Below are 17,824 nucleotides of genomic sequence, written 5' to 3'. Positions count from 1 at the left end.
TCGTGCACGGGGAGGGAAGGGCGGGACCGGCCGTGCGACCGGCCCCACCCGGTGGATCAGCGGATGCGCGGCGCGAAGCGGCGGCGGATCAGCACGGCGACGCCCGCTGTGGCGGCGCTGAGGGCGGCGAGGGCCGCGGCGATGAGGGCGATCAGGCCGCCCGGGGTGGAGGCGGCGGTCCCGATCCAGTCCGTCGCGAACGACACCGGGTTGTTCGCGCCGCCGGCTGCGGGTGTCGTGCCCGGTCCGGCCGGCGTGGTCGGGTCGACGGCCGCGGCGACGCTGAAGGCGATCGTGACCGTCTTGGAACCGCCGGTGAGGACGAGCTGGTGCGCACCGGAGGGGAGGTTCGCCGGGGCGGTGAAGGTGTAGTCGGCGGCGCCGTCCGCGGTGGCCGGGGCGGTCTCCGTCAGCCGGATCGGGTCGGAGTGGATCTCGCCCGTCACCGTGGAGGACGCGTCGAAGCTGCCGGCCGGGAGGGACACCGTGTAGGCGGCACCGGGCGTGACGACATCGCCGTCCTTCAACGGAGTCGGCTTCGCGGGCAGCGCCACCGTCACGGTCGACGACTCCGAGGCGTTGAAGGCGGAGTCTCCCGCGTACTTCGCCGAGAAGGTGTGCTTGGCGCCGTCCTTCAGGCCGGTCGCCGTGTAGGTGGCGACACCGGCGTCGAGCGTGCCGCTGCCGATCTTGCCGCCATCGGCGTAGAAGTCGACCGCGCCGGTCGCTGCCGCGGCGGTGGCGCCGCCTGCGGTGACGGTCGCGGTGAGGTCGGCGGAGTCGGCCCCCTTCGCCTTCACGTCGAGGCCGACCTTCGTGTCGGACTTCACGGCCGTGATCGTCACGGTCGCCGCCGGGGCGGTCGAACCGTTGAAGGCCGCGTCGGCGGCCGGCGTGTAGACGGCGGTGTAGCTGTGGTCGCCGACGCTCAGCCCGGTGAGGCCCAGCGTGGCGACGCCCCCGGCGACGGCCGCCGAGCCGACCTTGTCGGCGCCCTCGAAGAAGTCGACGGTTCCGGTCGCGGCCGCGGCGGTGGAGCCGCCCGCCGCGATGGTCGCGTTCAGCGAGGCGCCGTACGCGCCGGAGGCGGTCGCCGCGAGCGTGGTGGTGGTGTCCGCCTTCTGCACGACGACGTGCCAGGCGCCGGCGGCGTCGAAGGAGAGGGTGGTCCAGCTCGTCAGCGCCCGGTTGTCGGCGCCCGTGAGGATCTGCCCCCCGGAGGAGACGCACATGAAGCCCAGGCTGAGCGTGTCGACGCCGGCCTGCCCCTCCACCTGCAGCCAGCCTCCGATGGTCTGCTGCGAGAACTCGACGTTGTAATAGGCGTTCGATGACAGGAGCGCCTTGACGGCATCCGGGTTGTTCCAGAAGTAGGGATCGGGCTTGCCGTCGGTGGTCGGTCCCGTGATCACCCCGCTGCCGATGTCGGCGGCGACGATGCCGTCCAGTTTGAACGGGTACACCGACGGATCGGTCACCAACGGGCGCTCCGAGCCGGGAAGAGCCAGGAACGGACGCACCCAGGCGGTGTCGTCCGACCCGCAGTCGAGGTCGATCGCGTTCACCGGGACTTTGGCGCCTCCGAAGTCGGCGGCGGCACCGCTGGTGGCGCCCAGCGTCACCCCTCCCTGGCCGGCGGCGGAGGCCGGCGCGACGGTCGCGATCGCGGCGCCGGCGGCGAGGAACGCGGTGATCGCGCCGATCGCGAGGCGGCGCGTGGGCTTGCTGGGGGTCATCGGGTTGGGTGCCTTTCTGTGGGGTGTGGAGAGCGCCGATCTGTGCCGGGCGGAGCAGTGTCCGCCCGGCACAGACAGGGATCGGACTAGTTGGTCCAGTTCGAGTAGAGGTAGCCGGTGGTGCCGGTGTAGCTGATCTTCAGGAACCCGAAGTCCTCGACCACGTTGTGGGTGGCGTGGTCGACCGCGCCGATGTAGCTGGCGTTGCGGAGCGTGGTCTGGACGAGGGTGTTGGTGGCGCCCGTGTTGTTCGCGGTCGGGACGACCGAGTAGACGTCACGGTTGAAGTTGCCCGCCCCGCCCGCCGGTGCGGCGGTCGCCGATCCGTAGAGCGCGCCCGTGGTGTTCGATGCCGTCACGGCCTCGACCGAGTTGATCTTCGTGATCTTCAGCGACGCCGCGTTGGTGCCGGTGAAGGTCGAGGACAGGCCGTTCTTCTGAGCGATCCACTGAGCGGCGGAGAACGGAGCGATGTCACCCGAGGCGTTGATCGCATCCGCGTGGTTCTCCGCGATCGTGGAGGTCACCCACGACGCCGGCGCGGTCACGCCGATCGCGCCGAGGAAGAAGCTCCGCGTGCCGGAGCCCGACTGCGGCAGCTTGACGTTCAGGGTGAACGAGTGGCTCGCGTCGGCGTGGTAGACCGGGGAGGCCGTGCCGCTCTGGGTGATGTTGGCATCCGGGGTGCCGGTTCCGCCGTAGATGAACTTCAGGTCGTTGGTGCTGAAGTTCGTCGGAGCGACCGTGCCCGCGGGCAGGCCCGCCGTCTGGATGGCGACCGAGACGGCGTCGCGGGCGAGCGGCACGAACGAGAGCTTGTTGTTCGGGTCGGACGCGAGGACGGGCGTGCCGGGGCGGCCCGAGGAGCGGGCGATCTGGATGGAGTTGGCGGCGACCGTGTTGCTGTGGCCGGCGGCGTCGGTGTAGGTGTGGGTCGTGTTCCACGCGGCCGAGAGCGCCTTGACGCCGTCGCCCGAACCGGCGGGGCGGTAGAACTGCTGGCCGCCGATGGTGATCTGCGTGTTCTGCGCGCCACCGGCGCCGAACGCGTCCCACGAGGCGATGCTCTGGCCCGGGTTCACTGCACCGTTCGCGGTGGTCGTGTACCCGTTGCCGAAGCCGTTGTAGAGGTCCTGGATGGTGTCGGAGCCGACCGCGGTGTAGGTGCGGCCCGAGCTGCTCGGGTCGGCGTTCGCGGCGGTCGCGCCGGCCGCGACGAGCGCGGCGGCACCGAGGAAGGCGACGCCGGCGACGGCGACCTTCCGGAGGGCTGTTGCCTTCATTTCTTGTGTCTCCCTATCCTGGAGGTTCCCTCGTCCGGACGCCCCGGACGCGAGGGTGGGCCCTCGGGCCCGTGTGCCCGTTCCAGTTGCTGCTGGGGCGGGCACGTCGCGTCTCAGCGAGCTGATCCGCCGGCCGGCGATGCTTTGCAGAACCCCTCGTCTGCCCCGGCCAGTTGTGAGCTTGCCGCCTCCACGGCGGCCTCAGCAAGGAAACGAAGACGAACTCTGCGGGTACTGAAACCAGCGGCAGGAGACGTGCCGGGGAACGTTCGATGAATCCGTTCCGGGCGGGGTAAGAAGCGTCGGAAGCGCGACGTCAGAGGCTCTGCCGGGGAGTCGTGCGACGGGTGTCAGCCGTCGAATCGGCCGAAGCCGAGGCTGCTGCAGAGGTCGGGGGTCTCCCGCGCCGGGAAGACGACGATGGTGCCGTCGTTGCGGGAGCACATGGTCAGCGGCGGGACCGGGTACGCCACGTCCGGAGAGTGCGGGGCACCCGTCTCCGTCCGGTGACCGAGGACGCCGGCGCGCCAGGCGGCGGCGCATCCCTCCAGCAGCTGGTGGCGGTCGGCGGACGCGGGGTCGCCGCCGAGGTCGCCGGTCGTCGCGTACGAGCTCGTCGACACGCCCTCGTAGCAGACGACGTGCCGCAGCTGCTCGTTCATCGGGGCGAGCACGCTCCACGCCGTGGCGGTGACGAGCCCGGCCCCGAGGACGCCGAGGGCGATGACGATCGGCAGGCGGCGTCGCCGGCGGGGCCACCGGCGTTCGTCGGTCGCCTCGTGCACGCGCTCGAGGATCCCGGCACGCATCTCGGGTGTGAAACCCCGGTCGGGCGGCGTCGCCTCTCCTCGGGTCTCGGGCTGTGGGCCGCTCATAGCCTGTCCTCTGCCAGACGCTTCTTGAGATGCGACCGTACACGATTCATCCGCTTGCCGACGTTTCCCGCCGTCATCCCCAGGCGCGTCGCGGTCTCCTCGTACGACAGGCCGTCCTCGATCAGGCAGCGGAAGACCGCGGCGTCCTTCGGCGTGAGGGCCGACACTTCGCGGTCGATCGCGGCCAGCAGCTGCCCGGTGCTGACGCTCGTGTGGACGGGGTCGGGATCGGGGTCGACGCCCCGGAAGGACTCCAGACCGGTGACGTCCGGACGGCGCCCCAGGCGGCGCCCTGCGTTGCGGATCTCACCCGCCGCGACGCCGAGCAGCCACGGCAGGATGGTGCCGGACCCGACATCCACGCGGTCGAGCTTGTTCCACGTGATCACCCACACGTCCTGGGTCACCGTGGCGGACTCGTCGGCGTCGCCGAGGGCGCCGAGGGCGGCCTCGTACACGAGGCGGGCATACCGGTGGTACAACCGGTCGAAAGCCCCCCGGTCCCCCAGTAATGCCGCCTCGACGAGCAGACGATCCGTGAGGGTGGACATCGTGAGCACCCTAAGCGATGGCGGGGGTGGAGGTTCACCCCCATTCGGGCCACGATCGCGTCGGAGCCCGCGCCCCAGGGACGTTGAGCGAGAACGCGTTCCTCTTTACAGCTACGTCGCCCTCCGGGGTCTTCTTACCCCGGCAGGCGAACGTTCCCCGAGAGTGCAACGTCCGCTCATCCGACGACGCAAACCGTCATCGACCCGTCATCGGCGGCCTCCGGCGCCGCACCCTCCCCGATCGGTTCACTGGTGCCATGAACTCGACCGCATCCCGCGCCCTCTCTCTCGCGTTCGCCGGACTCGCCGCCACGACCGCTCTCGTCTCCGGTATCGCCGCGCCCGCGGGTGCGGCCACCACCGCAGAAGGGGCTCACCAGTCCTGCTGGGTCAACGTGGACACCGGCGAGACCCGCTGCTTCGACGCCGCGCTCGACCCGCTGCAGCAGATCGAGTCGGACACCGGGCTCCCGGTCGTCGCTGTCCCCACCGGCGCCGCCGCCCGCAACGCCGCCGCGCCTGCTGCGTCCGCCGCTCCCGCCGCGAGTTACATCCTGGCCGTCGTGTACGACGGCCTCAGCTACAGCGGCGCCAGCAACACGTACTTCACCAGCAGCGCCGGCATCTGCAGCGGCCTCAGCTACGGCTATGCCTCGCTCGGCGCCTGGAACGACCGCATCCAGTCCGTCGACTCGTACAACGGCTGCACCACGACGCTCTACTGGGACGCCAACTACGGCGGCGCCGCGTACGGCCCGGTCGGCTCCAGCACGAACGTGGGCAACATGCGCAGCAACGCGTCGTCGCTCCGCATCGGCTGATCCGGCGTCGGCACCTGCGTCGACCGGCGTGCGGGTACCGTGTCCCCGGTGAGCATCGACGACTTCCGCATCCACCTCTCCGACGAACTGCTCGACGATCTGCGCGCCCGGCTCGCGGCCACGCGCTTCGTCGACCCCCTGGGCTCGGCGCCGTGGAGCGGCGGCGCGGGCGGCCCGGTGCTGCGCGAGCTGGTCGACTCCTGGCTCGCTTTCGATTGGCGGGCGCAGGAGGGGCACCTCAACTCGTACGACCAGTACCTGGCCGACGTCGGCGGGCACCGTCTCCACTTCGTGCGGGTTCCAGCCGCGGGGTCGGCCGAGGTCCGCATCCCGCTGCTCCTGCTGCACGGCTGGCCCAGCGCGTACACGGAGTACCTGCCGCTCGCCGAGCGCCTGGCGAACCCCGCCGGCTCCGGCTCGGATGCGCGCATCGCCTTCGACGTCGTCGTGCCCTCGCTGCCCGGCTTCGTGTTCTCCGAGCTCCCGGAGGGGCTGCTCACCCGGCAGGCGATCGCCCACGACCTCCACGAGCTCATGACGACCGTGCTCGGGTACGACCGGTACGCGGCCTTCGGCGGCGACATCGGCGGCGGGGCCGCGACCTGGCTCGGCGTCGACCATGCCGACCAGGTGATCGGCGTGCAGCTCATCCACGCCCCCTTCCCCGCCGACGAGGAGCCGCACACCGACGACGAGCGCGCCTACCTGGAGGCCGTCGCCACGTACGACGCCGCGGACGGCGGCTACAGCGAGATCATGGCCACCCGGCCCGACACCATCGCCGCCGCCCTCGCAGACTCCCCCGCCGGGCTGCTCGGCTGGATCGCGGACAAGTGGCACGACTGGGTCGACGGCGACCTCGACCGGGCGGTGCCGCGGGATGCGCTGCTCACCATCGCGACGCTCTACTGGGCGACCGGCAGCATCGGGACGTCCTTCCGGCAGTACTTCGACTACGACGCGAACCCGCCGCGACCGCCGATCGCCGCGCCCCTCGGCGTGCTGCTCAGCCGCGAGCCCGTGATGGACGGCTTCCCGCGCTCCCTCGCGGAACGGGCGGCCGACGACCTCCGCTCCTTCGAACGCGCGCCGCGGGGCGGCCACTTCCTCGGCCTGGAACAGCCGGACCTGGCCGCCGACCACATCCGGACGTTCTTCGCCGGCCTGACCCTGCGGGACTGACCGTCCGAGCCGGACCTTCCTGGCGCGACCGGGCCGGGATAGCCTTCCCGCTATGACCGCCCGCATCGCCAACGTGACCTTCCACGCCGACGAACCCGTCGCCCTCGCCGCCTTCTGGGCCGAAGTGCTCGGCTATCCCGCCTTCACGGGCTGGGACGACGAGGAGGTCGCCGCCCTCCGCGAGTCCGGCTTCGACGACGACGCCATCGCCGACCGCGCCGAGGCGTGGGACGGCAACCCCGCCCACCAGCGCCTCTACTTCTCCCGCTACCGCCACGAGAAGCGGCAGCGCAACCGCGTCCACCTCGACATCACCCCGTTCGACGACCGCCGGGCCACGCGGGACGAACTGGAGGCCGAACGCGACCGCCTCATCGCCCTCGGCGCGACCGAGGAGAAGACCCTCCTCGGCACCTGGGGCCCGTACGAGGAGTTCGTCATCATGATGCGCGACCCGGAGGGCAACGAGTTCTGCCTGCAGTGAGGGGCCCGGACGCCCCGCGGCCGCCGTGTGCTCAGCCCCTCGACGCCAACAGCCCCAGCTCCCGCAGGCTGTCCGCGGTCTCCACGATCGTCTCCACCACCGGCCGCGGCCGGAAGCCCAGCTCGGTCTTCGCGCGGTCGTTGTGGATGACGAGCGGCGACGGCTCGTCGCCCGGGATCTCGACGGTCGGCACGCGCGCGGCGAGGTCGCCGAGTTCGGCACGGAGGACGTTCGCGACGTCGAGGAACGTCATCGTCGGGCCGTCCGCGAGCACCAGGTAACGCTTGCCCGCCGCATCCCGGGTCGCCATCGCCGCGAGGTGCGCCGCCGAGACGTCGCGCACGTCCGCGATCCCGAACCGCTGCCGCGGAACTGCGGTCATCGTGCCGTCGAGCATCCCGGTGAAGACCTGCAGGGACGAGCGGGCGGAGGCGGTCAGGGTGGGGCCGGCGATCCAGGTCGGGTTGATCGCGACCAGTTCGAGGCCGTCACCCTCGCGCTCGACGAAGTCCCAGGCGGCGCGCTCGGCGACCGCCTTCGAGAGCGGGTAGGCCGGGAGGCCGGGCGTCGCCGGGTCGGTCCAGTCGGACTCGTCGTAGTCCCGCACCGGTTTCGGCGAGTACCCGACGGCGGCGAACGACGAGGTGAGCACCACCCGGCGGGCGCCGGCGTCGCGGGCGGCGCGCAGCACACGCAGCGCACCGTCGCGAGCGGGGACGACGACCTCGTCCGGGTCCGCCGTCTGGATCATCGGCGAGGCGACGTGGTAGACGTCCGTGATGCCGGCGATGGCGTCGCTCCAGCCCTCGTCGGCGGTGAGGGAGGCGGCGACGAACGACAGGCCCGCGTCGTCGGCGCCGGCCCGGCGGACGGCCTCCCGCACCTCGTCCGCCCGGTCGAGCGAGCGGACGCTGGTGCGCACGTCGGCGCCGGTGGCGAGCACGTCGGCGAGGAGCCGGGTGCCGAGGTAGCCGGTGCCGCCGGTGATGAGGATGGTGGGTGTCGTGGTCATCGGAAGGTCTCCTCGAGTCGGGGAAGGATGGATTCGAGCGCGGCGTGCGCGGCGGCCTCGGCCTCCGCGTCGGCGCGATCACGGGCGTCCCACAGGGCGGACTTCACCCGCAGGTAGTCGAGGTGCACGCGGAGCGTCGCGATCTGCTCCTCCACCCGGCCGGCGTGGCGCAACAGGATGTCCCGCTGCTCACCCGCCGCCGCTCGGCCCCGACGCCGGTTGAGCTGGTAGGCGCGCATGTCGTCGATGCCGATGCCCATCGCCCGCAGACAGGCGAGCACCTGGGCCTCGTCGAGATCGCTCTCGCGGTACCGCCGATGCCCGCTGCTGGCATCGCGCGCGATCGGCCCGAGCAGGCCGACCTCCTCGTAATACCGCAGGGTCGGCTCGCTGAGCCCGCTCTGCCGGGCGACGTCCTGGATGGCCAACGTGATCATGACCCCATCAGAACAGACCTCAAGCGCTTGAGGTCAAGGGGCGGACGAAGATCACCGTCCGGCGGCACCCCGGGCTCGCGAAATATACTGTCGGTCGAAGTACGTACCGGATGAAACGTTTCCGTGGAGGGCTGGCCAGTGGCCACGATCAAGGATGTGGCAGCGCGAGCCGGGGTGTCGCTCGGAACGGCGTCGCGGGTTCTGAGCGGCAGCTCCGCCACGTCGCCGGAGTCGCGCGCCCGCGTGCAGGCCGCCGCCGCAGAGCTCGCCTACGTCGCACACGGGCCGGCGCGATCGCTGCGCCGTTCGCGCACGGACGTCCTGGGGCTGCTGGTGTCGGACATCCGGAACCCCTTCTTCTCCGAGCTCGCTCATGCCGCCGAGCGCGACGCCCTGCGAGCCGGGTACAGCGTGCTCCTGGCCAACGCCAACGAGGACGAAGCCCAGGCCGACGAATATCTCGGCATCTTCGCCTCGCAACGCATCGACGGCCTGCTGCTGTCGCCGCAGGGGCCCGTCACCCCGCGCTTGAGCGCCCTGGTCGCGTCGGGGATGCCCGTCGTTCTGCTGAACCGGCACGCCGACGGACTGGATGCGCCGCTGTTCGAGACGGACAACGAGCAGGGCGTCGGCCTCGTCCTGGACTGGCTGCAGCGGCACGGCCACCGCGACGTCGCCTACGTCGGCGGCCCGGCCAGCATCTCGACGGGCGCGGAGCGGCTGGCCGCGTACGTCGCCGGTCGCGCCGAGCACGGCATCACGACCTCGGACGCCTTCGTGGAGGCGGGTGACTTCCTTCCCGACGGTGCAGCGGCGGCGATGACGCGCATCCTCGACCGCGGGGTGCGGCCGACGGCGGTGTTCGGGGCCAACGGCCCCACCACCCTCGGCGCCGTTCGGGCGCTGCACGCGCGTCTGGGTCGCGAGGCCGCGTCGGCGATCGACGTGATCTCGTTCGACGACCTCGACTGGTTCGACTTCACGACGCCCCGGATCAGCGCGGTCCGCAACGACGCCGCCTCCATCGGCCGGCTCGGGGTGCGCGGCCTGATCGACCTCATCGACGGCCGACCGGTCGAGTCCCAGCGGGTCGCGATGGAACTGGTGGATCGCTCCGCCGCCTGACCGGGTTTGCGCTGCCGGGGATCGTGGGGCATCATTGTCACCGTCAGTCATGGAATCGTTTCCATGGAAACGTTCACACGGAGGTGCGCATGCGGGTCGGCGAGAGGGATGCCACGGCGGCCGTCTTCGTGTTCGGCAGCATCAACACGGACACCAGCTACCGGATGGCCGCGCTGCCCGCCCCGGGCGAGACGGTGCTCGCGCACTCGGCGCAGTCCTCCCCGGGCGGCAAGGGTGCCAACCAGGCGATCGCCGCGGCAGCGGCGGGAGCCCGTGCACGGATGGCGGGCCTCGTGGGCGACGATGCGGAGGGGGCGGCGGTCCTGCGCGCGCTGGCCGACCGCGACGTGGACACCGCCTCCGTCTGCACCCGGCCGGGCGCCTCCACGGGCCGCGCCGTCGTCGCCGTCGACGAACGCGGGGAGAACGCCATCATCGTGCTTCCCGGCGCGAACGGCCTCGTCGACGCGACCGCGGCCGCCGACGCGTTCGCCCTCCCCGGCACCCTCCGCCCCGGCGACGTGCTCGTGCTGCAGAACGAGGTGCCATCCGTGGCGAACCGCGCCGCCGCACGCCTGGCCCGCGCGGCGGGAGCGACGGTCATCTGGAACGCCGCGCCGGCTCCCGCGACCGCCGACGACATCGTCCACGACATCGACCTGCTCGTCGTCAACGAACGGGAACTCGAGCAATTGGCCTCCCTTCTCGGTGTCGGGCGAGACTCCGGCGCCGACGGGCGAGCCGCGCTGCTCGCCCGGACCGCCTCTGCCCTGGCCGAGTCCTCCGGGAGGCCCCTCGCCGCCGTCTGCACGCTGGGCGCGGCCGGGGCCCTCTACGTCGACGGCGACAGCTCAGGATCGGTGAGCGCCCCGGAAGTCCAGGCCGTCGACACGACGGCCGCGGGCGACACCGTCGTGGGCTACCTCGCGGCGCACCCCCACCTCCCCCTCGCCGAACGTCTGACCCTCGCCGGCGCCGCCGGCTCACTGACCGTCACGCGCGCAGGCGCATCCTCCTCCATCCCGCCCATCGCCGAGGTCGAGCCCCTGCTCGCCCGGCTCGCCGAAAGGACACCCGCTTGAGAGTCGCCGTCGGGGCCGACCACGCCGGATTCCCCATCAAGCAGCGCGTGATCGACGCCATCACCGCGCTCGGGCACACGGTCATCGACCGCGGAACCCACAGCACCGACCCGGTCGACTTCCCCGACATCACCCTGGCCACCTGCACCCCGGTGCTCGACGGCCGCGCCGACCGCGCCGTGCTGGTCTGCGGCACCGGCGCGGGCGCCATCATGGCCGCCAACAAGATCCCCGGCATCCGGTGCGGTCTCGCCAACGAGTCCTACTCGGCGCACCAGGCGGTCGAGCACGACGACGCCAACGTCATCGCGCTCGGTGCGTGGCTCGTCCCGCCGGCCTTCATCGACGACATCGTCGCCGCCTTCCTCGCAGCGACCTTCGACGACGACGAGGACACGCGGCGCAGAGTCGCCAAGCTGAACGCTCTCGACGAACTCGCGACCGCGACGCCCCTCCCCCTCACCCTCATCTGACCGCCCCCGAACACCCCCGTTCCCGATCAAAGGAGATCCATCCGTGACAAGCACGACGACGGCCGCGCAGACCTCTGCGCTGGGGTCGAAAGACCGCAACAAGACCGCCATCGCCGCGGCACTCGGCACCAGCGTGGAGAACTACGACTTCATCGCCTACGGCACCGCGTCCGCCCTCTACTTCAGCGCCGTCTTCTTCCCCGAGAGCGACCGGTTCGTGGGAACCCTGCTCTCGTTCGCCACCCTCGCGGTCGGCTTCCTGATGCGCCCTCTCGGCGGAGCCGTCGGCGGCTACCTCGCCGACCGGTTCGGCCGCAAGCCCGTGCTCGTCGGGGCGATGCTCGTGATGGGCGGCGCGACCTTCGTGATCGGGCTGCTGCCCACCTACGCGACCGTCGGCATCCTGGCGCCGATCCTTCTCGTGATCATCCGGATGATCCAAGGCCTCGCGTTCGGCGCCGAGTGGGGCGGCGCCATCACGATGGCCTACGAGCACGCACCGTGGAACCGGCGGGGAATGTACGCCGCCATCCCGCAGTCCGGCAACCCTCTCGGGATCGCCCTCGCCAGCGGGATGTTCCTGCTGTGCGCGAACCTCGAGGGCGACTGGCGCTGGCGCGTCCCGTTCCTGCTCAGCGCCGTCCTGGTCGTCGTCGCTCTCATCGTGCGCTCGCGCCTGTCGGAATCCCCCGAGTTCGTCGAGGCGAAGGCCGAGGGACGGATCGAGAAGAACCCGTTCCTGACCACCATCCGCCGCGACTGGCGGAGCATCCTCCGGGTCATCGGCCTGCGGATCGTCGAGTCGTTCGCGTACTACTCCACCGCCACGTACCTGCTGAACTACCTCACCGAGCGCTTCCCCGACATCCGGCCCACCGCCCTCGGCGCGATCACGGCCGCGAGCATCCTCGCGATCTTCACGACCTTCGTCGCGGGCGCGCTGACAGACCGGGTCGGCCGCAGACCGTTGTACATCGGCGCGTGCATCGCCGCCATCCTGTTCGCCTTCCCGATGTACCTCCTCACCCAGGACGGCACTCCTGCCCTGGTGGTCGCGGTCTTCGTCTTCGGGATCGGCTTCATCCACGCCACCCTCACCGGCAACCAGGGCTCCCTGCTCACCGAGCAGTTCGGCACGTCGACCCGCACCTCGGGCGCCTCGCTCGGGTACCAGATCGCGGCCGCGCTCGGCGGCTTCGCCCCGCTCCTCGCCGCGGCGCTGGTGGGATGGATCGGCTGGGCGGGCGCCTCCCTGCTGTACCTGAGCGCGGCCATCGTGGGACTCGTCGCGATCCTCGTCACCCGGGAGACCTACGGTCGCGCCGAGCGTGCGCGCATCAACGCCCTCGTCGCCGAGGAGAAGTCACTCGCTCGATGACATCGGGGGCGCCGTAGGCTCGGATCGTGCTGATCTGGATCAACGGCGCCTTCGGTGCCGGCAAGACCCACACCGCCTTCGAGCTCCGACGACGACTCGCGGGCTCGCATGTCGCCGACCCGGAACTGCTCGGCTTCGCGCTGCAGCGCACGCTTCCGGTGGAGGCGCGGCCCGACTTCCAGGACCTCCCCCAGTGGCGCTCCGCCGTCGTCGACACCCTGCAGCAGGCGGAGGCCGCACATCCCGGGCCGGTGCTCGTGCCGATGACGATCGTCCGCGACGACTACTTCGACGAGATCATCGGCGGGCTGCGCTCGCGGGGAGTGGATGTGCGGCACTACGCGCTGCTCGCCTCCCCCGCGACCCTGCGCAGGCGGTTGAGCACCCGGATCGGCTTCCTGCGCACCGGGCTGCGCCGCGAGACCTGGGCCGTGCAGCAGATCGACCGCTGCGTCGCCGCTCTCGCCGGCGACCGCTACGCCACGCACGTGCACACCGATCACCGCACGACCGACGAGGTGGTGGAGTGGATGGCCGACCACGCCGGGCTGTCCCTCACGGCTCCGCGGTTGAGCCCGTGGCGCTTCCAGCTGCGCCGCATCCGGGTCGGCCTGCAGCACGTCCGCGGCCTCTGACGGCAGCCCTCACCGCACCCTGACGACCCAGTGGCGGTCCTTCCGGAGGAGGCTGAATGAGCAGCTCATGTGCTCTCCGGGGTCCTGGCGCGCGGCTCCGACGACGGTGATGCCGAACGAGGGGAAGTCAGCGCTGCCCGACACCTCGATCTGCCGGCCGCCTGGCGCGATGTCGCGGCAGCTCGCGTAGAGCTCGTCGGCGCCGGGAGGGTAGGGGCTGTCGAAGCGTTCGCGCAGCGCGCGGAGGTCTGCCGCGTCGACCTCCCGGAGGACCGCCTCGGCCTCCCCTCGGGCGTCGCCGGACGTCGGGGCATCCGGCAGCCCGCTGACGACGGTGGCGACCAGGAACGCCAGCGCGGCGAGGGGGACGAGCAGCGCGAGGGCGCCCCCGACCTTCCAGCGGCGCTCGACGGCAGCGCCCCTGCCTCCCCCCGAAGTCATGGGTCGAGGCTAGCCGAGGCCATCCCCTGGCGCCCGCAGCCCCGCCAGCAGCAACCGCACCATCCGCTCCGCGCGCGGCGAGGTCGCGCCTCCCGCCGGGCCTCCCCCGTGGCACAGGTTGGCGACCGCGCCCAGGAACTCGGACGCCTCCACCTCCTGCACGACGTCGCCCGACGCCGTCGCCGCCGCGAGCAGCCGCTCGAGCGTCGGAGCGAGGTGGGTGGAGAAGTACTCCGCGAGCGGTTCGTACGCGGGGTCGCCCGAGTGGAGGGCGGAGGCGAGACCGCGCTTCGTCGCCACGAACTGGGTGTATCGCATGATCCAGCGGTCCAGCGCCTCTCCCGGAGGGTAGGCGGCCTCGATCTCGGTCGCCGCGTCGGCGCACGCGTCGATCTCGCGGCGGAACACGGCCGAGATCAGGTCGGAGCGCAGCGGGAAGTGCCGGTACAGCGTGCCGACGCCGACGCCGGCCCTCTCGGCGATCGCGCGCACGGGCGCGTCGACGCCGGATTCGGCGAACACGGCCTTCGCCGCCTCCACGAGGGAGGCGACGTTCTGGCGCGCGTCGGCCCGCCGGGGGCGGACGGCGGAGTCGGTCATGCGGGGCTCCCTCTGGCGCGCGGGACGCGGCCCGGGTACAGTCGTCTTGTAAACGGAACATTGTTCCGGTTAGAGTGGACTCCCAACCGGAGCATTGTTCCGATTCACCGATCATACGACACCCCGACCCTCCCGGTGCCACGATCTCGATCCGTTCAGGAGCAGACAGCATGCAGTATCGAACCCTCGGCCGCACCGGCATCAAGGTCACCCCCTACGCCCTCGGCGCCATGATGCTCGGGTCGCTCGGCAACCCCGAGCGCGCCGACGGCATCCGCATCATCCACCGCGCGCTCGACGCGGGCATCAACTTCATCGACACCGCCGACCGCTACGGCGACTCGGAGGAGGTCGTCGGCGAGGCGCTCAAGGGGCGCCGCGACGACGTCGTGCTCGCCACCAAGTTCTGGGGGCCTGTCGACGACGACATCAACCACCGCGGCGCCTCCCGCCGCTGGATCATGCAGGCCGTCGAGCGGTCGCTGCGCCGCCTGCAGACCGACCACATCGATCTCTACCAGCTGCACCGCCCCGACACCGAGGCGGACATCGACGAGACGCTCTCGGCGCTCACCGACCTGGTGCGGCAGGGCAAGGTCCGCGCGATCGGCAGCTCGTCCATGCGCGGCTCCGAGATCGTCGAAGCCCAGTGGATGTCGGAGCGCCGCGGCTTCGAGCGGTTCCGCACCGAGCAGCCCAACTACTCCATCCTCGACCGCGAGATCGAGCGCGAGATCCTCCCCGTGGCCCAGCGGTACGGGATGGGGACGCTCGTCTACAGCCCGCTCGCCGGCGGCACCCTGACCGGCCGGTACCGCGCGGGCCAGGAGAACGACAACTTCCGCTCGACCCGCACCGGGATGCACCACTTCCGCGACGAGCGCCGGCTCGCCGCCGTCGAGGAGCTGATCGCCCTCTCCGACGAGGTCGGGGTGAAGCTCACGCACCTCGCGATGGCGTTCGTCATCGCCCACCCCGGCGTCACCTCCGCCATTGCCGGACCCCGCACGATGGAGCAGCTCGAGGACACCCTGGCCGGTGTGGACGTCGCCCTGTCGGACGAGATCCTCGACCGCATCGACGCGATCGTCCCGCCCGGCGAGAGCATCGGCGCGATGGACATGGTCTACCGCGGTCCGGAGGTCGGCGACGCCGCACTGCGCCGGCGGCCCACCGCCGACCGCGCCGCCGCGTAGCTCCGGCCGCCGAGGTTCACGACGTGGCGCTCATTCCGCCCGGAACAGCCACCACGTCGTGAACCTCGGCCGGAGGGCACCGACGCCCTCCTCGAAAGCGGCCGGCTCGATGGTGACTGCACTCGGGCATCCCGGCCGGGAGGACGGTCTATCCCTCCCCATACGGAGGAGCAGAAAAGTCGCCTCTCCAGGACAGCAGTACGCGAGCGGCGTTGACGTAGTTCGCGGGCAGATTTGCGTGAGTGAGTAGGGCACGTTACGTATCTCCGCGTGCGCGCTTCCGCCCCGCTTCTGTTACTGATGTCCAGCCGAATCGCACTGCATGGCGCGGCTGCGACTACGGCAATCGGCGTCGGCCGGTACTCGATCACGGTTCCGGCAGCGGTCGGAGGCCACCCTGTGCCGCACTGTTGACGCGGGCCGTTCTCTGTCGTGGGTTGCGACGTTCGGCCGCTTCCGCTGGCGTTCGGGTCGCCAGCGGAGCAGAGCGCGGGCGCGGACTAGGAACCCGCCCGCGCTCCCTCACGACCCGGCCGCCCGCACCATCCCGACGACCTGAGCCGGCTCGAACCCGATCGATCCCGAAGGAACAACCGTGAACCCGAAGAACACCCCAGCGCCCCCACGTCCGCACCGCTCCACCCGGCACGCGCGCGGAGCCGCCTCCCGCCTGGGCCGGTGGATCGCCGTCGCCGGTGCGGCGGTGACCGCGTTCGCGATCGCGGCCGTTCCCGTCGGCAGCGCGACCGCGGTCACCACGGAGCTCCCGACCTACCGCATCGCGCAGCAGGTCGCGCCTCCCGGAACCGAAACGGCGGGAGTCGCCGTCGACAGTGCCCGTGGCCTCGTCTACGTCGCCGGCCGCCGCTCGTCGGCGGTCTGGGTCTACGACGCGGCCTCGCTCTCGCTCGTCGCCACCGTCCCGGTCCCGAACCAGCCGTACAACATCGCGGTCGGCCCCACGGGATACGTCTACGTCTCCCAGTACACGGACACCGCCTCGGCCGGCTCCCTCTCCGTCATCGACCCGGACACGCGCGCCGTGGTCGACACCCTGCCCGCCGGCACCGCCCCCGTCGGCGTCACCGTCTCCCCCGACGGAGACCTCCTCTACGTCGGCTCGACGACCGGCGTCAACGTCTACGACCTCGCCGACCCGGCAGCACCCGCCGCGCTCCCCGCCATCCCGATCGCCAACGTCGAACGCGTCACCGTCAGCACCGACGGCAGCACCCTCTACGGCGCGAAGAGCGACTCCAACGCCGTCTCCGTCATCGACGCCGCCACCGGCGCCCTCCTGGACACCTGGACCGGCCTCAGCGCGGCGCACCAGGTCGCCCTCTCCCCCGACGACACGCGCGCCTACGTGTCCGTCCAGCTCGGCACGACGTTCCCCGTCGTGGACCTCACAGCCGGACCGTCCGAAGGCGCACCGAGCGCGTCCGTCCCGCTGAGCAGCACCTACTACCAGTCGCAGGACGCCGCCCTCGGCTCCCTCTTCGTCACGCAGCCGTTCGCCGACGGCGGCTCGCTCGGGATCATCGACTCGCGGTCCGGGACGCTCAGCCAGAGCCTGGCCGGCGTGACCGGCGCCTACTACACCGCGACCGATCCGACGACCCACAGCACCTTCGTAACCTCCATCAACTACGGTTCGGCGGTCCTGACCAAGGTGGTCCCGGTCGGGCCGACCGTGACCACGCAGCCGGTGCGGCAGACGGTCTCCGAGGGCGAGACCGCCACCTTCACCGCCGACGCCGACGGGACGTCCCCGATGACCGTCCAGTGGCAGTCCAGCACCGACGCCGTCACCTGGACCGACATCGCGGGCGCGACGACCGGCACCTACACGACCCCGCCGACGGCGCTCGGTCAGAGCGTGACCCTCTACCGGGCCGTCTTCACCGATCCGGTCGGGACCGCGGCCACGGTCGCGGCGGCGGTCATCGTCACGCCCATCCCGGTCGCCGTCACGACGGATCCGGCCGATGCGACTGTCGCCATCGGAGACGCGGCCGAGTTCGCCGCGGCCGCCAACGGCAGCGCCCCGATCGCGGTGCAGTGGCAGACGAGTGCCGACGACGGCGCCACGTGGACGGACATCGCCGGCGCCACGGACCCGGCGTACACCACTCCGGAGACGACGGCCGAGCAGAGCGAGGACCTGTTCCGCGCGGTCTTCACCGGCCCCGGAGCCGGGAACCAGGCCATCACGGCGGCCGCGACCCTGACGGTGACGACGGCCCCGGCGGCTGCGCCCACGACGCCCACTCCGCCGTCGACGCCGTCGACTCCCGCACCTCCCGCAACGCCGTCATCGCCCGTTCCGTCGACCGACGCGGCGCAGAGCGGCGACCGGCTGGCCGAGACGGGATCCACCGCCCTGGCGGGTCTCTTCGGCCTCGGGGCCCTGCTCACCCTCGCCGGCCTCGTGCTGACCTCGCGCCGCCGTCGCAGCGGCACCGTCGAGCACTAGCCGGGGAGCACGAACGCCGGACAGGCGGGCGCCTCAC

Annotated in this window: 18 protein-coding genes; 10 read left to right on the top strand and 8 right to left on the bottom strand. The window is 71.8% G+C overall.

Annotated features, from left to right (window positions below; translation table 11 throughout):
• Nucleotides 1–56 precede the first annotated feature (56 nt).
• From BGO91_RS10145 to BGO91_RS10130, 4 genes are all read right to left on the bottom strand, one after another.
• Nucleotides 57–1,736 (bottom strand): Ig-like domain-containing protein, encoded by a 1,680-nt coding sequence (locus BGO91_RS10145; RefSeq protein WP_290472641.1) that lies wholly within the window; start codon nucleotides 1,734–1,736, stop codon nucleotides 57–59.
• Between the two features lie 86 nt (nucleotides 1,737–1,822).
• On the bottom strand, nucleotides 1,823–3,019 hold the full coding sequence (locus BGO91_RS10140; RefSeq protein ID WP_290472640.1) for a hypothetical protein: 1,197 nt from the start codon (nucleotides 3,017–3,019) through the stop codon (nucleotides 1,823–1,825).
• Between the two features lie 350 nt (nucleotides 3,020–3,369).
• Nucleotides 3,370–3,894, bottom strand: a complete 525-nt coding sequence (locus tag BGO91_RS10135; protein ID WP_290472639.1) for a hypothetical protein — start codon at nucleotides 3,892–3,894, stop codon at nucleotides 3,370–3,372.
• Nucleotides 3,891–4,445 carry a sigma-70 family RNA polymerase sigma factor gene (locus BGO91_RS10130; protein ID WP_290472638.1) on the bottom strand — a complete coding sequence of 185 codons (555 nt, stop codon included), beginning with the start codon at nucleotides 4,443–4,445 and terminating at the stop codon, nucleotides 3,891–3,893. The genes BGO91_RS10135 and BGO91_RS10130 overlap by 4 nt, the downstream gene beginning before the upstream one ends.
• Before the next feature lie 257 nt (nucleotides 4,446–4,702).
• On the opposite strand from BGO91_RS10130, the gene BGO91_RS10125 reads away from it, so the two are divergent.
• From BGO91_RS10125 to BGO91_RS10115, 3 genes are read left to right on the top strand one after another with little or no spacing between them, the layout of a single operon-like run.
• The gene (locus BGO91_RS10125) at nucleotides 4,703–5,266 is read left to right on the top strand and encodes a hypothetical protein (protein ID WP_290472637.1); all 564 of its coding nucleotides are present in this window, start codon (nucleotides 4,703–4,705) and stop codon (nucleotides 5,264–5,266) included.
• A gap of 48 nt (nucleotides 5,267–5,314) precedes the next feature.
• A complete protein-coding gene (locus BGO91_RS10120) occupies nucleotides 5,315–6,448 on the top strand; it encodes an epoxide hydrolase family protein (protein WP_290472636.1) in 1,134 nt (377 codons plus the stop codon).
• A 52-nt stretch (nucleotides 6,449–6,500) separates the two neighbouring features.
• Entirely contained in the window at nucleotides 6,501–6,932 is a 432-nt protein-coding gene (locus tag BGO91_RS10115; RefSeq protein ID WP_290472635.1) for a VOC family protein, read from the top strand.
• 31 nt (nucleotides 6,933–6,963) lie between these two features.
• Here the strand turns inward: BGO91_RS10115 and BGO91_RS10110 are convergent, their stop codons facing one another.
• Together BGO91_RS10110 and BGO91_RS10105 are read right to left on the bottom strand one after the other, a co-directional pair.
• A complete protein-coding gene (locus BGO91_RS10110) occupies nucleotides 6,964–7,944 on the bottom strand; it encodes an NAD-dependent epimerase/dehydratase family protein (RefSeq protein WP_290472634.1) in 981 nt (326 codons plus the stop codon).
• Nucleotides 7,941–8,381 carry a MerR family transcriptional regulator gene (locus BGO91_RS10105; RefSeq protein ID WP_290472633.1) on the bottom strand — a complete coding sequence of 147 codons (441 nt, stop codon included), beginning with the start codon at nucleotides 8,379–8,381 and terminating at the stop codon, nucleotides 7,941–7,943. The genes BGO91_RS10110 and BGO91_RS10105 overlap by 4 nt, the downstream gene beginning before the upstream one ends.
• A gap of 156 nt (nucleotides 8,382–8,537) precedes the next feature.
• Between BGO91_RS10105 and BGO91_RS10100 the strand changes: the two genes are divergently transcribed.
• The 5 genes from BGO91_RS10100 (at nucleotide 8,538) to BGO91_RS10080 (ending at nucleotide 13,074) form a co-directional block, all read left to right on the top strand.
• Entirely contained in the window at nucleotides 8,538–9,506 is a 969-nt protein-coding gene (locus tag BGO91_RS10100; protein ID WP_290472632.1) for a substrate-binding domain-containing protein, read from the top strand.
• A gap of 89 nt (nucleotides 9,507–9,595) precedes the next feature.
• Nucleotides 9,596–10,588 (top strand): PfkB family carbohydrate kinase, encoded by a 993-nt coding sequence (locus BGO91_RS10095; RefSeq protein WP_290472631.1) that lies wholly within the window; start codon nucleotides 9,596–9,598, stop codon nucleotides 10,586–10,588.
• A complete protein-coding gene (locus BGO91_RS10090; RefSeq protein ID WP_290472630.1) occupies nucleotides 10,585–11,061 on the top strand; it encodes an RpiB/LacA/LacB family sugar-phosphate isomerase in 477 nt (158 codons plus the stop codon). Before BGO91_RS10095 ends, BGO91_RS10090 begins: the two co-directional genes overlap by 4 nt.
• 43 nt (nucleotides 11,062–11,104) lie before the next feature.
• The gene (locus BGO91_RS10085) at nucleotides 11,105–12,439 is read left to right on the top strand and encodes an MFS transporter (protein WP_290472629.1); all 1,335 of its coding nucleotides are present in this window, start codon (nucleotides 11,105–11,107) and stop codon (nucleotides 12,437–12,439) included.
• Between the two features lie 26 nt (nucleotides 12,440–12,465).
• Nucleotides 12,466–13,074, top strand: coding sequence for an AAA family ATPase (locus BGO91_RS10080; RefSeq protein ID WP_290472628.1), 609 nt, complete (start codon nucleotides 12,466–12,468; stop codon nucleotides 13,072–13,074).
• A gap of 9 nt (nucleotides 13,075–13,083) precedes the next feature.
• Here BGO91_RS10080 and BGO91_RS10075 read toward each other — a convergent pair whose 3' ends face one another.
• Both BGO91_RS10075 and BGO91_RS10070 read right to left on the bottom strand, forming a co-directional pair.
• On the bottom strand, nucleotides 13,084–13,515 hold the full coding sequence (locus BGO91_RS10075) for a hypothetical protein (protein WP_290472627.1): 432 nt from the start codon (nucleotides 13,513–13,515) through the stop codon (nucleotides 13,084–13,086).
• A gap of 9 nt (nucleotides 13,516–13,524) precedes the next feature.
• Nucleotides 13,525–14,115 carry a TetR/AcrR family transcriptional regulator gene (locus BGO91_RS10070; RefSeq protein ID WP_290472626.1) on the bottom strand — a complete coding sequence of 197 codons (591 nt, stop codon included), beginning with the start codon at nucleotides 14,113–14,115 and terminating at the stop codon, nucleotides 13,525–13,527.
• A 170-nt stretch (nucleotides 14,116–14,285) separates the two neighbouring features.
• On the opposite strand from BGO91_RS10070, the gene BGO91_RS10065 reads away from it, so the two are divergent.
• The gene (locus tag BGO91_RS10065; protein WP_290472625.1) at nucleotides 14,286–15,311 is read left to right on the top strand and encodes an aldo/keto reductase; all 1,026 of its coding nucleotides are present in this window, start codon (nucleotides 14,286–14,288) and stop codon (nucleotides 15,309–15,311) included.
• Nucleotides 15,312–15,906: 595 nt separating this feature from the next.
• Nucleotides 15,907–17,787 carry a hypothetical protein gene (locus BGO91_RS10060; protein ID WP_290472624.1) on the top strand — a complete coding sequence of 627 codons (1,881 nt, stop codon included), beginning with the start codon at nucleotides 15,907–15,909 and terminating at the stop codon, nucleotides 17,785–17,787.
• Nucleotides 17,788–17,824 lie beyond the last annotated feature (37 nt).

This window comes from Leifsonia sp. 71-9, from assembly GCF_001898805.1.
Taxonomy (GTDB): domain Bacteria; phylum Actinomycetota; class Actinomycetes; order Actinomycetales; family Microbacteriaceae; genus Leifsonia.
This window is presented reverse-complemented; position numbering and strand designations above follow the sequence as displayed.